The organism is Vicinamibacteria bacterium, from assembly GCA_035620555.1.
Lineage (GTDB): Bacteria > Acidobacteriota > Vicinamibacteria > Marinacidobacterales > SMYC01 > DASPGQ01.
Genome location: DASPGQ010000288.1, coordinates 1 through 13,106, shown reverse-complemented (window position 1 = coordinate 13,106; position 13,106 = coordinate 1). Strand labels below are relative to the sequence as shown.

12 protein-coding genes are annotated in these 13,106 nt (G+C 62.9%); 4 read left to right on the top strand and 8 right to left on the bottom strand.

Annotation, left to right across the window (positions count from 1 at the left end; all coding sequences use genetic code 11):
- A partial coding sequence (locus tag VEK15_11825; GenBank protein ID HXV61377.1) for a ferritin-like domain-containing protein occupies window positions 1-454 on the bottom strand: 454 nt, incomplete at its 3' end.
- Between VEK15_11825 and soxC the strand changes: the two genes are divergently transcribed.
- The 3 genes from soxC (at window position 453) to VEK15_11810 (ending at window position 4,081) form a co-directional block, all read left to right on the top strand.
- Window positions 453-1,682, top strand: a complete 1,230-nt coding sequence (soxC, locus tag VEK15_11820; GenBank protein HXV61376.1) for a sulfite dehydrogenase — start codon at window positions 453-455, stop codon at window positions 1,680-1,682. The genes VEK15_11825 and soxC overlap by 2 nt on opposite strands.
- 220 nt (window positions 1,683-1,902) lie before the next feature.
- A complete protein-coding gene (locus tag VEK15_11815) occupies window positions 1,903-2,403 on the top strand; it encodes a cytochrome c (GenBank protein ID HXV61375.1) in 501 nt (166 codons plus the stop codon).
- Between the two features lies 1 nt (window position 2,404).
- On the top strand, window positions 2,405-4,081 hold the full coding sequence (locus VEK15_11810) for a glutamine--tRNA ligase/YqeY domain fusion protein (protein HXV61374.1): 1,677 nt from the start codon (window positions 2,405-2,407) through the stop codon (window positions 4,079-4,081).
- A gap of 45 nt (window positions 4,082-4,126) precedes the next feature.
- On the opposite strand, the gene VEK15_11805 is transcribed toward VEK15_11810, so the two are convergent.
- From VEK15_11805 to VEK15_11775, 7 genes are all read right to left on the bottom strand, one after another.
- Complete coding sequence (locus VEK15_11805) at window positions 4,127-5,515, bottom strand: M56 family metallopeptidase (GenBank protein HXV61373.1); 1,389 nt, start codon at window positions 5,513-5,515, stop codon at window positions 4,127-4,129.
- Window positions 5,512-5,901: a BlaI/MecI/CopY family transcriptional regulator gene (locus tag VEK15_11800; protein HXV61372.1), complete on the bottom strand. Its 390-nt coding sequence runs from the start codon at window positions 5,899-5,901 to the stop codon at window positions 5,512-5,514. Before VEK15_11800 ends, VEK15_11805 begins: the two co-directional genes overlap by 4 nt.
- 75 nt (window positions 5,902-5,976) lie before the next feature.
- Window positions 5,977-8,091: a prolyl oligopeptidase family serine peptidase gene (locus VEK15_11795; GenBank protein ID HXV61371.1), complete on the bottom strand. Its 2,115-nt coding sequence runs from the start codon at window positions 8,089-8,091 to the stop codon at window positions 5,977-5,979.
- Between the two features lie 340 nt (window positions 8,092-8,431).
- Window positions 8,432-8,668 carry a ribbon-helix-helix domain-containing protein gene (locus VEK15_11790; protein ID HXV61370.1) on the bottom strand — a complete coding sequence of 79 codons (237 nt, stop codon included), beginning with the start codon at window positions 8,666-8,668 and terminating at the stop codon, window positions 8,432-8,434.
- 113 nt (window positions 8,669-8,781) lie between these two features.
- Window positions 8,782-9,912, bottom strand: a complete 1,131-nt coding sequence (locus tag VEK15_11785) for an amidohydrolase family protein (GenBank protein HXV61369.1) — start codon at window positions 9,910-9,912, stop codon at window positions 8,782-8,784.
- Window positions 9,912-11,165, bottom strand: coding sequence for an amidohydrolase family protein (locus VEK15_11780; protein HXV61368.1), 1,254 nt, complete (start codon window positions 11,163-11,165; stop codon window positions 9,912-9,914). Before VEK15_11780 ends, VEK15_11785 begins: the two co-directional genes overlap by 1 nt.
- Window positions 11,162-11,380: a hypothetical protein gene (locus VEK15_11775; GenBank protein ID HXV61367.1), complete on the bottom strand. Its 219-nt coding sequence runs from the start codon at window positions 11,378-11,380 to the stop codon at window positions 11,162-11,164. Before VEK15_11775 ends, VEK15_11780 begins: the two co-directional genes overlap by 4 nt.
- Before the next feature lie 200 nt (window positions 11,381-11,580).
- Between VEK15_11775 and VEK15_11770 the strand changes: the two genes are divergently transcribed.
- On the top strand, window positions 11,581-13,011 hold the full coding sequence (locus VEK15_11770) for an aminotransferase class V-fold PLP-dependent enzyme (protein HXV61366.1): 1,431 nt from the start codon (window positions 11,581-11,583) through the stop codon (window positions 13,009-13,011).
- Window positions 13,012-13,106 lie beyond the last annotated feature (95 nt).

Below are 13,106 nucleotides of genomic sequence, written 5' to 3'. Positions count from 1 at the left end.
GAACGAGGGGTCTAACGAAGTGCTCGTAACCGGCCGCCCGCGCCGAGCGGGCGGCATCTTCGTATTCGCGCACGTTCCCCGCCTCGAGTCTTCCGGCTCCGTACATCGGAATGAACCACCCCCCGACATGACAGAGACAGGCGATCGTTTTTCCCACGATCCAGAACTCGATCTCCCGCACCGCAGAGGGCGGCTCGCCGATCTCTTCGAGCATTTTCCCGAGCTCGAGTCGATGGAGGAGCTCCTCGTGCTCGATGCGCCCTATGGTCGAGCGGTCTTCTCCCGGTGGCAGCGAGCGCCCGTGGCCCGCGTAGGCCAGAGCCGCTGCGAGCTCGCCGGAGTACGCTTTCCTGAGAATGGACGTGAGCCGGGCCTTTTCCATTTCGCCCTCACCCTGATTGTTCGTAACCCACCCGGTTTCCGCAAGCCACGACCGTGTTAAGATTCGAGCCATGTCGCGACGAAACGGACCTCGGGGCCTGTCACGCCGCAAGCTTCTCGTGGGGGTCGCCGGGGGTCTCGGTGCCACCGCCCTGGGGGCAGAGGACAAAAGGCCCCTCGTGCCCGACGATACCACGAAGCTCCAGGGCCCGCCCCCCACGGAGATCGGGGAACGGTCTCCTTTCGTCAAGCCCCGCCGTCTCGTGATGCGGGCGGAGCCTTCGAGCGGCTCGAGAACGCCACTACAGGACCTGCGCGGCATCATTACCCCCTCGGACCTGCATTTCGAGCGGCACCACGCGGGCATCCCCAGGATCGACCCCGAACGTTATTCGCTTCTAATACATGGAATGGTCGAGCGGCCCACGGTCTTCTCCCTTTCAGACCTCGAGCGATTTCCCGCGACGTCTCGTCTCTATTTCCTCGAGTGCTCCGGCAATGGTGGCGAGGCCTTACGAGATCCGCGGGAAGACATGACACCCCAGCAAATCGACGGTCTGACGAGCACGAGCGAATGGACCGGGGTTCCTCTTGCCCTGCTGCTCCGCGAGGTCGGAGCTCTTGCCGAAGCGCGGTGGTTTCTCGCCGAGTCGATGGATGCCGCCGTCATGACGCGCAGCATTCCGATGGGGAAAGCGTGGGAAGACGCGATGATCGCCTATGCGCAAAACGGCGAGCCTCTTCGGCCCGAGAACGGCTATCCCGTGAGGCTATTCCTACCCGGGTGGGAGGGAAACGCCAACGTCAAATGGCTGCGCCGGATCGAGCTGTCCGATCGTCCTTTCTTCACCCGCGAGGAGACTTCCAAGTACACCGACCCCGTCCCGGGCGGAAAAGCCCGCATGTTCACTTTCGACATGGACGCGAAGTCGATCATCACCTTTCCGGCGTATCCGCAACGTCTCACTGACACGGGTTACTGGGAGATACGGGGCATCGCCTGGAGCGGACGCGGGGTCATCACCCGGGTGGAGCTGAGCGTCGACGGTGGACAGAGCTGGCAGGACGCCGAGCTCCAGGAACCGGTGCTTCCGAAATGCCACACTCGGTTCCGCATGCTCTGGAACTGGCAAGGACAGCCCGCCACCCTCGTGAGCCGGGCAACCGACGAGACGGGCTCGGTTCAGCCTACGACCGAGGAGTTTCGCAGAGTGCGTGGCGAGGGAACCCGATATCACTTCAACCACCTGAGAGCGTGGCGGGTCCAGAAAGACGGCAAGGTCGTATTCACTCCCGCCTGAGTCCGATGGCGCGATACGGAGCGTGTTCCTGAAACTGATCACCCAGCTCGCGAGCTCTCTTTTTTTCGCCTCTCTTCTCTTCGCTTGCCAAAGAGGAGAGGCTCCGCCCCCCGAAACTCAGAGTGCCCCGATCGTAAACAACTCAGACAACGTTGATTTGCACGGCCAGTGGCAGCGCTGGATCGATACGCCGAGTCTGAGAGACGAGGCGCTCGATAAAATGGTCCATCTGCCCAGGTTCGGATTCGGCCGGCGCGCGACGCGGGAAGAGATCGCCGCCATCGACATCGACGTGATGCCCGACGGGACCGGCTTGCCCGAGGGAAGCGGGAGCGTCGCGCGCGGAAAGACGCTCTATGCCGCTCAATGCGTCCAGTGCCATGGCGCCGATGGTCGAGGTGCTGACTACGAAGCACTCGTAGGCCGCGAGCCCGGCGACGAGTTCCGCTTCGCGGAAACGCCCAACCACACCATTACCGTGGGAAATTATTGGCCGTACGCGACGACGCTTTTCGATTACATTCGGCGGGCGATGCCCCAAGCGGTTCCCGGGACTTTACCCCCGGACGACGTCTATAGCCTCGTCGCCTACGTGCTCTATCTGAACGAGATCCTTCCCGAGGACGCGACGCTCGATCGTCAGTCGCTCCCGGCGATCGCCATGCCCGCCCGAGGTCGATTCGTCTACGACGACCGCGCCGGAGGCCCGGAGTTTCGCTGACGTGCCCGGCCCCGACTTCATCCGCGCGATCATCGAGGAAGACCTCGAGAAGGGCAGCCATGGCGGTCGGGTCGCGACCCGGTTTCCTCCGGAGCCAAACGGCTACCTCCATATCGGCCATGCCAAATCCATTTGCCTCAATTTCGGCGTCGCCATCGAGTACGGCGGAACCTGCAACCTCCGATTCGACGACACCAACCCCAGCAAGGAGGAGGTCGAGTACGTCGAGGCCATTCAGGAGGACGTCCGCTGGCTCGGATTCGATTGGGACGACCGGCTGTACTTTGCGTCCGACTACTTCGAGGAGCTCTACGAAAAAGCCGTCGGTCTGATACGGGACGGCAAAGCCTATGTGGACAGCTTGAGCGCCGACCAAATCCGGGAATATCGCGGCACCCTGACCGAGCCCGGACGAGTGAGTCCATTTCGGAACCGCTCCGTCGAGGAGAACCTCGACTTGTTTCGCCGCATGCGGGAGGGAGAGTTCGAAGAGGGAGCCCACGTGCTCCGGGCCAAGATCGACATGGCCTCCGGCAACGTCAACCTGCGCGATCCAACTCTCTACCGAATCCGCAAGCATCCCCACCACCGAACCGGAAAGAACTGGGCCATCTACCCCATGTACGACTACGCTCACGCGCTGTCGGACGCATTCGAGAAGATCACCCATTCTTTGTGCACCCTCGAGTTCGAGGATCACCGACCGCTCTACGACTGGGCGGTTCGAGAGACGAAGGTGCCCTTCGTTCCGCGCCAAATCGAGTTCGCCCGGCTGAACTTGTCCTACACCGTGCTCAGCAAGAGACGGCTTCTGCGCCTCGTTCGTGATGGCCACGTCGGTGGCTGGGACGATCCACGCATGCCGACGATCGGGGGACTTCGAAGGCGCGGCTACACCCCGGAGTCGATCCGGACATTTTGTGACCGCATCGGCGTCGCCAAGCGCGCAAGCGTCGTCGATGTAGCCCAGCTCGAGCATGCGGTCCGCGAGGACCTCAATCTGCGGTCACCGCGCGTCATGGCAGTTCTCCGCCCACTCCGCGTCGTCCTGGAGAACTATCCCGAAGGCCAGGAGGAGGAGCTCGAAGCGGTAAACAACCCCGAGGACGAGCGCGCCGGGACGCGAAGGGTTCCCTTCTCGCGAGTACTTTACATCGAACGGGACGACTTTCTCGAAGATCCTCCGCGCAAGTTCTTCCGGCTGGCCCCGGGACGGGAGGTGCGGCTTCGCTACGCCTACCTCGTCCGCTGTGTGGCCGTCGTCAAAGACGAGACGGGAGACGTCATCGAGCTCCGTTGCCGCTACGATCCCGCCACCCGCGGCGGGACCCCGCCGGACGGCCGAAAAGTGAAGGCGACGCTCCATTGGGTCTCAGCCAGCCACGCGATGGATGCCGAGATACGACTCTACGATCGTCTCTTCCAGGTCGAGAACCCCGATGTCGTCGAGGAGGGCAAGGACTTCACCGACCACCTCAACCCCAGCTCACTCGAGGTCGTGGAGGGCGCGAAGATCGAGCCCAGTGTTGCCGATGCGAAGCCCGGAACGCGATATCAATTCGAGCGGCTGGGCTATTTCGCCGTCGACCCGGACTCGAACGCCAGCAGGCTGGTCTTCAACCGCACCGTGGCCCTGAAAGACACCTGGGCCCGCATCGCAGCGCGAACCCCCGGATAGGTCTCGAAGCGCCAAGAATTGGCCTCGAAGTCCGTCAGCGCCTGCTTACTCGGTGTGCAGACGCACCTCGAGGTCGCGGTCCGCGAGCGCCGAGAGTGGATTCGGGTCACGCACACGAAACGTCACCGAAGCGTTGCCGATCTTGGCGAGAACTCCGTTTCCGAAAGGCTGCCCCTCGCGAACGAAGTACGTCTTGTCGTCCGGCCCCACCAACATGGCGGTAGAGCCTCCAGTTGTTTTTACGATGCCATGAAGGGTGACACTGCCAACTTCGAATCCCAAGGGCCCCTCGGGCTCCTCTTGTGGCACCGACTGGGGCCCGATGAACGGGTCGCGTCGTCCCGCGGCGCGATAGGCTCCTCGTTCTTCGTCGTTGCTCTCTTCCCGCACCTCGCGGGACGATTCGGTGCGACGCACGGGCTGCTCCCGCGCGTCCGATGGCGTCGGGATCAGCGTCACGGCAAACGTCGAGCTAAAGACGCTCGTTGCCACCAATGCCGTCCCCGCGAACGACAAGGCGGCTCTCCTAGCGGGACGCCGCGTTCCGAGTTTGGTCAAGTACATGATGCGACCCTCCAGTGAGTGGGTGCCGAGCACACCGAGGGAATGGCTTGGGCCGGAGTCCAGAAACATCGCCGCGGCGGCGACGAGACAGCGGGCGTATGCGCGCGGCTCCAATAGCTCCACCGCGACCGCTTCGTCACAGGCTTCCTCGCGTGTCCGGTCGAGCTGGCGCTTGATCCAGTGCGCCACGGGATGGATGCCGATTGCGACCCTTAGGAGCTCAAAGGCGACGTTCCATGGGTAGTCGTGTCGTCGGATGTGAGCGAGCTCATGGCCCATGATCGCGGTGAATAGATGACTCGACGCTTCGTTACGCAATCGAGCGGGAAGCAGAATTACCGGGTCGAGAAGGCCGAAAGTGACCGGACTTCCCTCCCCCGAGGACCATAGAATCCGGCCGCGATCGACGCCGAGCACACGACGGCAACGCGCCTCGACAACTTCGAGCCCTTCGGGAAGCCCGTGGATCGACGCGCTGGCACGAAGCCGCGCCGCGCGCCGAGCGCCGCGCACCAGCCGAAGCAGTCCTGCCACGACGAAGGCGACGTAGAGCGCCGAGAGTGCCATCGCGGCTTCGCGCGAGACGCCCAGGCTCACGGCGTCGTCCTTTGCCGGATGGCCGGCAGTCGTTGCCACTGGCACCGGCGACCCTTCCGCGACATTGAGCTCCCCTGCCGGCGCCGACGGTGCGAGCGGACGGAGGATTGTCGACAAAGGCACCAGGAAACATAGCAGGAAAGTCATCGCCCAAATGCGGTGTCGCTCCGATGCCGAAAAAGATCTCCATCGCGTCAGGCCGAACGCGATCGCAGCCAGAAGCGTCACCTGCCAGGAAGCGTTGATCACGAAGGTTGCGATCCCGCTCATCATGACGACCATTCGCCGCCTTCCACGATGTCGTTGAGCTTGCGAAGCTCGTCCTGACTCAAACGACGGCTCTCGACGAGGCTCAAGACCAGTTCCTCCGCCGAACCCCCGAAGAAACGGTCGATGATCTCGGCTGTGGCATTGTGCGTAACCTGCTCTCGACTCACGGTCGGATGGTAAACGTAGGCGCGCTCCCTCAGCTCACGACGGAGCTTCTTCTTGCGATGAAGAACGTTCAACATCGTCTGGACCGTGGTATAGGCGAGCCTGCGGACGCTCGCGAGCCCTTTTTGCACTTCCTGGACCGTCGACGGGCCCCGCTCCCAGAGCACCATCATGAGGTCGAGCTCGAGCGGTGTGAGCTTCGGACTCGCTTTCTTTCTGGCCACGACTCGCTCCTAATTTCTTAGTAGGAATGTAGCCGATGGGAGCCGGTCGCGTCAACTAAGAAATTAGGACTTTGTTCAGGGAGTCACGCCGAGCTGGCCCATCAGGAACTCGAGCTCCGCCGCGGTGTCCTCTATGTTGTTGGAAACGGGAAGTCCCCGGCTCGCCGCATGGCCCGCTTTCGGGTGGTATTTGAGAATGACGGGCCGGCCCGAGCTCGTGGCGTGCTGTAACCGCGCCGTCATCTTTCTCGCCTGAAGCGGAGGCACGCGGGTGTCCCGATCGCCCGACGTCAGCATTACCGCGGGGTAGGCGGCCTCTTCACGAACTGCCTGATACGGAGAGTATTTCTTGATGAAGGCAAACTGCTCGGGCACGGAGGCGTCTCCGTACTCGAGAAGCGCCGGCAAATTGTTGGTCCGGGTGAACGTATAGAACCGAACCATATCGAGGTCGGGAAACCCGCACAATACGGCGCGGTAGAGATCGGGGCGCTGGGTCATCGCGCTTGCGACGAGGAGCCCGCCGTTGCTCGTGCCACGGATGGCGAGCTTGTCGGGCGCAGTGTAACCCTCGTCGATGAGAAACTCGGCGGCGGCGATGAAATCGTCCAAGACGTTCTGTTTGTTCTCGAGCATGCCATCGCGGTGCCACTTCTCGCCGTACTCGCTCCCGCCCCGCAGGTTGGCCATCGCGTAGAGACCGCCGTGCTCCACCCAGACGAGCGCCATGGGGTCGAACCGGGGCGTGAGGGCGACGTTGAAACCTCCGTAGCCGAACAGAAGCGTAGGCGTGTCGCCGTTCCTACGAAGGCCCTCACGATAGAAGAGGTACATGGGCACCTCGGTTCCGTCGGCGGACCGATAGCGTACCTGTTCGACGACGAGGGCGTCGGCATCGATTTCGAGCTCGCGCTCCTGCCAGAGCTCACGCTCACCGCTTTCGAGATCGACCAAATAGGTAATCGGAGGCCGGTGAAAGGACGAGAGCTCGAGAAACGCTTTGCCCTCGACCGCGCCACGAATCTGGGCGGAGTGATGCTCGGGAACCGCAAGCTCCCCGGAGGGCGTTCCGTCGAGCGCAAACACGCGGATCCTGCTGCTGACTTCGTGGAGATAGCTCGCGTAGATCTTCCCGTCCAGAAACGCGAAATCCGTCAAGACGTCGGAAGACTCGGGTAGGACCTCCTTCCACGACTCGCGCTCGGGCTTCGCCGGGTCAATGGCGAGTACCCGATTGTTGGAAGCCTCGAGGTTAGTGCGAACGTAGAGGAGCCCCTCGTGAAACTGGGGCTCGAAACGCGCGTCGACGTCCTTGGCGAGTGGCCGGGCAGGAGCTCCGGTCCCGAGGTCCTGCAGATGAAGCTCGCTCCGCGCCCATCCGTGGTTGACCGTAAGCACCAGGTACTTCCCGTCGGCCACTTCGCGCGCATTCACGAAGCTCGTCGGGTCGTAACCCTCTCCGAAGATAGTTTCGTCTTTCTCGAGAGGATCTCCGAGCACGTGAAACCGGACTCGCGGGCCTTCGGCGCGGGAGCGGTGGGTATAGTAAAAGCCCGCGTCTTTCCGGCCGAATGCCACCCCCGCGTAGAGCGCTCTCGGAAGCCGGTCTTCGAGATCCTTTCCCGATTCGACGTCGCGCACCCTCACCTCGATCTCGTCCTCGCCGCCGTCGCGCAGGCTGTAGAGCAGAAGCTTTCCGTCGCTCGAGACCGAGAGGATCTCGACTTTCGTCGTGAGATCGGCGCTCATCGGGTGAGGATCGATGACGACCTCGTTCTGGCCGTCCGGGTCCATCCGCACGAGCTCCCCTTCCGGCGGGGCGGGGCGGCGGAAGACGATCTCGAGCTCGTCGTGAGCGCGCCTCACGGTGAAGTATTCGTGGTCGCCTCCTTTCTGAGGTGGGCCGATCTCGGGTGAGCGCATGAGCTGGGAGAGCCGTTCGCGAAGCCGCGCTCTTCGCGGAGACTCGCCGATGACGCGCTCGGCGTAGGCGTTCTGCGCGTCGATCCAGGCCCTCGTCTCCGCGCTATCCTGTTCTTCGAGCCATCGGTACGGATCGGGTATGGACTCGCCATGAATCTCGTCCACGACGTCGACCCGCCGAGTCTCGGGAGCGTCGGACAGCCCGCCGGAGCAGGCGGCCAAGGACAACAGCAGCGGTATGAAGCCCGCTGAGGCGTGGGTCTTCAATTAACGACCTCCTTCGTGCTAGAGCCCCAGAACCAGGCGCATCCCGTCATCGATGGAGGACAACTCGGCTTCGGGTAGCGACGCGAGGCGCTCCAAGAAATCTAAGCGCAACACTTTTTGGATGTCGTAGACGTTGGCGACCGACGATCGGGGTAGACGCGTCGCACGCCGATGGAGTCGTACATTTCCTGGCAATCCTTCCAGATGCACACGGCTCGTCAGAGGCACCACGAGGAAAGACCGCACACGCGGCTCTCTCACGGCGTCGGTTTGAACCACGACGGCCGGACGTCGTTTGTCGACTCGGACCCACCAGACCTCACCGCGTTTCGGGAGAGACTCACCACTCGTCGTCAGCGTATTCCTCCGCCGTGCGCCGCCTTTGATGAGAACGCCAAGCCTCCTCGTCTTCTGCCACGTCCCATCCGTACTGGTCGATGTAACGCCTCGTCTGTTCCCGCACTCTTTCCGCATGGAGCAGTTCAGCGAAAAAGCCGGACCGGGACGTACCGCGCCGTTTTGCCTCTTCGTCCGCGAAGTCGATCAATTCCTCGGGAAGGGAGACGCCGATCTTCATGGTTTCCCTAGTGTAACACGGCGAGGAATACCGAAGTATTCCTTATGAGGCTCCACGCAGGATCCACGCAGGATCCACCATATTGCGCCTGGGAAGATTCGCAAGCTACTGCATTACCGCTCGAAAACCGTCTCGCCGTCCACGATGACGCGTACGGTCTCGGCCCAGGTGCTGATGGGGTGATTCCGCCAGAGGACGATGTCGGCATCCAAACCGGGGGCGAGTGTTCCTACCCGATCGCCGATGCCCAGAATCGCGGCGGCGTCGGAGGTGACCGCGCGCAGCGCTGCCTCTTCGGGGAGTCCGTGGGCTTTGGCAACGACCGCCTCCATGGCAACCGACCGTCCACCCGCGGAAGCGGTGCCGAACGCGATGCGCACGCCGGCCTCGTGGAGCCAAGCCGCATTCGCCGGCGTATGGGCAAACGTCTCGTAGGGACCGCCGTTGCCCATGCCGACGATCGATGGACCCACCACTACGGGAACGCCGGCGGCCGCGAGCTCTCGCGAAACCCGGTAGGCCCCCGCACCCGAGTCCAGAATGACCTTCGAATCGAACTCGTCGGCGAGACGAATCGCCGTGAGAATGTCGTCGGGCGTGTTGGCGAGCACACGGAGGGGAAGCTCCCCGCTGAGCACCCGGGCGAACACGCGGCCCTCGTCGCCTTCGATCGCATCTTCCTGGGCACGAACGAAAGTTTGCCTCAGGATCCCAACCATGCCCTGGCGGGTGGTCGGTGCATCGAACGCCTCGAGCGCCGTCTCGCCGAAAGAGGCGCTCACGCCGCCTTCACCGCGTACGATGACGCCCGTCAGCTTGACGACGGCACCCATTCCTCCGATCAAGTTCTGCCCACTCGGGCTCACGTAAGTCGTCGTCACACCCGACCGAAGCCATTCCGAGTCGGGTGGGATCTCGAGGACGTCGGCAATGCGACGAGATGCCGCCATCAGATTCTCGCGATCCGATCGAGCCGAGAATCCAAGGCCGAAATGAGAGTAAGCGTCAATGAATCCCGGTGTCGCGTAGAGCCCCTCGCCGTCGATCACGTCGGCGCCAGCGGGCGGAGCCACCTCGCGACCAAGCTCGTTGATCTTTCCGCCGGCATAAACGAGAGTTCCGGCCTCGATGATCGCGCCATCGCCGGTGAGAACGGATGCCCCGCGAATGGCCACGGAATTTTCCTGGGACCAGCAAACGGATGCCACGAGTACGGCGAGCGCTGAGACGAAGGCCCTGCCCATCACCATCCCTCCGGGACGCGTTGGCCGAAGGCGTTCTCGCCCGTCGTTCGATTGAAGACTTCTCGGCCGTCGATGAAAACCTGCTGGACGAGGCTCTCGAAATCGAGCGGCGGCCCGTTCAGGATTACGAAGTCGGCGTCCTTGCCCACCTCGAGGCTGCCGATGCGATCTTCGAGATGGAAAAGTTTAGCCGGATTCAATGTGAGCGCGGCCAGTGCCTCTTCTTCGGGCATGCCTTTGCGCACGAACAAGGACGCGCTCGGCCGCAGAAAATACTGGTGCGCGTCGGGGTGATCCGCGTGAAAAGCGACCGTGCCGCCCCGCTGCGCGAGCCGCACCGGCCCCATGATCTGTGGATTCTCGCGGCCCATGAACGGCAGGATCGGCCCGAAGCTGATGGGAACTTCGGCTTCGACGAGCTCGTCCACGAGCTCGTCGGTGTTCCGGGCGTGATGGATGTAGAGGTCGAGATCGAACTCTCGCTTGAGCGCGATCGCGTGCCGCATGCCCAGAGCGTCACCGGTGTGGACGCCCACGACCCAGTCTCGAGTCAGGAGCTTCCCGAACGCCTCGCGCGTCAGATCGCGGGGAGGCGGCTGGCTTCCCGAAGCTTCCGCCGCCGCGCGGGCTTCCAGATAGCCTTCCGCAGCGCGAAGCTCGGACACGAGAAGCTCGTAGACCGCGTCCACGGTCTCGGGGAAGTTGTCGAACTGCCGGTCCGCCCGCATGGCGAACTTCATGCCGCCTTCGGCGAGAAACATGTCTTCCATCGTGCCGCCACGGAGCTTCACCACGACCGCCTGACCGCTGTTGGGGCTTCTGCTGCCCGTCGTGATGTTCATCGTCGTGACTCCGGAGGCGAGCGCCAAAGAGAACGCGGCGTCGTTCGAATTCAGCCCGTCGATCGCCCTCACCTGGGCGTTGATGGGCACCGACAGCTCGTTGTTGTTTGTCCCCGTCGCGGGGATGTTCAGTTGTTTGAAGCCCATGTGCGAATGGCTCTCGACGAGGCCCGGGATGACCGACCACCGATGGGCATCGAGCGTGCGTGCCCCACGAGGCACCGGAACGTCGGTGCCAATATCCGCGATCTTGCCGTCCCGCACGAGCATGGTGCCGTTCTCGATGGGAGGCCCTGATACGGGGTAGAGATGGGCATTGATGACGGCGAGAACCTCCCGCTCGATTTCTTCGGGCGGCGCACAAGCTGCTGCGGTCGCGGCAAGGACGGCGCAGACGAATCCTTTTTTCATATCGCCTCCTTCACGAAGCGCAGAAGCTGCGACTCGATGGCGCCGCAGGGTACGAAGAAAGGTTTCTCGAGCACTTCGATTGCGATCACGCGCCCCTCAATCCGATAAATTCCCTCGAAGACTCCGATGGGTGTCGGCAACGAGAACGTGCCTTCGCGGGCCGATCCAGCAAAGGTCCCGCCGGCGCCCACCACATGAGCTTCGATGGTGCGCACCAGCGAAGCGCTTTCACAGCGAAACTCGAAATCGAAGCGGCAAAGAGACACAGTCGACGTCGTTCCTCGCGGAGCCTCGCGCACGATAATCGATGCGCGCTCCAGAATCCAGCCAGGCTTTCATTGAGGTGGACGCGCGATTGAAGCTTGACTCTGACGTCGAAATCGAATCGAATCGGCGACGAAGGGAGGAGCCATCCATGCGTATCGACCCTCAAACCGCCTTGCGTGCGCTCGAGGAGCGCATGGAACGCTCGAGACGAGAAGAGGAAGGCTTCTCGCGCCGGGGCTTTCTCGGCTCGGTGCTCGGAGGTGCGGCGGGGCTGAGCCTCGTTGCCGGATCGACCTCTGCGGCTGCGGCCCTCGAGAGCGTACTGCCTCCCCCGCTCGACGGCGGGGCAATGCCCGACGACGAGCGCTACTGGAACCTCGTTGCCAATCAGTTCTTTCTGCGCAAGGGCCTCGCCTACATGAACACTGGTACCCGTGGTCCGTCGCCCCACCCGATTCACATGGCGCAGGTGCAGGCGCTCGAGGGGATCAACGCCGATTACAACGGTTACAACAAGACCGTCTACGACGACGACCGGAAGACGGAGATGCGTGAGAAGCTCGCCGCATTCGTCGGGGCGAAGCCAAACGAAATCGCCTACTCACTGAACACGTCCGATGGCATGGTGGCGGGCACCTTCGCTCCCGTGCTGAAGGCAGGAGACGAGATCGTCTACACCAACCACGACCACTCGGGTGGGGCGTACCCGGTGTTGCATCGTGCGATGCACGACAATCTCGAGGTCGGCGTCATCGATCTCTCCGCGGAAGAGTTCCATCCGCCAGCGAGCACCGACGCGATCCTCGACGCCTTCGCTTCGACCATCACCAGCCGGACGAAGCTCTTGAGCTTCTGCCACATCAACTATACCGACGGCTGCGTGCTTCCGGTGAAGCAGATCTGCGAGATGGCTCGAGCCAGGGGCATCCTGACCGTAGTCGACGGAGCTCAGCCCCCAGGAATGATGAAGCTCGACATGCACGACTTGGGTTGTGACATGTACGCGGGTCCGTTTCACAAGTGGATGATGGCGAGCATGCAGACGGGCTTCTTCTTCGTTCGCGAGGACGTTCAGGAGCGTCTGCGAAACCTGTTCACCACCGCGCCGGCGGACAGCCGCTCGATGTACGGGACGCCACTTCCCGAGGAGCGGATTAAAACACTCCAGACGGCGCAGGCATTCGAGCCCCGAGGCTCGCACAACATTCCCGCGAGAGTCTCGATGGACGCGGCCATCGATTTCCACAATATGCTGACCCGCGAAGCGGTGGAAGCGAGGGACCGCTATCTCGCTCAGAAGGTGCACAAAGCCCTGCGCGCCATGGACGGCGTCGACGTGCTGACCTCCGATGCTCCCGAGCTCGGGTGCGCGCTCGTGGCGTTCAAGATCCGCGGTGTCGAGACCCGTGACCTGAACGACATCATGTGGGACCGCTACAACATCTACATCCGCAACGTCACGCATCTCGAGATCGACTGGGACGTCAATCGCGTCTCGCTACACGTGATGGTGACGGACGAGCAAGTCGACCGCTTCCTCGGCGCTGTCGAAGAGGTCGCCAAAGAGGCGAAGGCCTAGAGGATCGACTCAGAGGAGCCCGAGAAACTCCTCCGTCGAGAGCGCGGCTTGGCGGACGATTTCCCGAAGCGCCCCGACCGAGAGCGCGGATCTTC

Coding starts and splice junctions, on each gene's coding strand:
- soxC (HXV61376.1), top strand. CDS start 453: ATGTCGCGACGAAACGGACCTCGGGGCCTGTCACGCCGCAAGCTTCTC.
- VEK15_11815 (HXV61375.1), top strand. CDS start 1,903: ATGGTCCATCTGCCCAGGTTCGGATTCGGCCGGCGCGCGACGCGGGAA.
- VEK15_11805 (HXV61373.1), bottom strand. CDS start 5,515: ATGATGAGCGGGATCGCAACCTTCGTGATCAACGCTTCCTGGCAGGTG.
- VEK15_11790 (HXV61370.1), bottom strand. CDS start 8,668: ATGAAGATCGGCGTCTCCCTTCCCGAGGAATTGATCGACTTCGCGGAC.
- VEK15_11785 (HXV61369.1), bottom strand. CDS start 9,912: ATGGGCAGGGCCTTCGTCTCAGCGCTCGCCGTACTCGTGGCATCCGTT.
- VEK15_11780 (HXV61368.1), bottom strand. CDS start 11,165: ATGAAAAAAGGATTCGTCTGCGCCGTCCTTGCCGCGACCGCAGCAGCT.
- VEK15_11770 (HXV61366.1), top strand. CDS start 11,581: ATGCGTATCGACCCTCAAACCGCCTTGCGTGCGCTCGAGGAGCGCATG.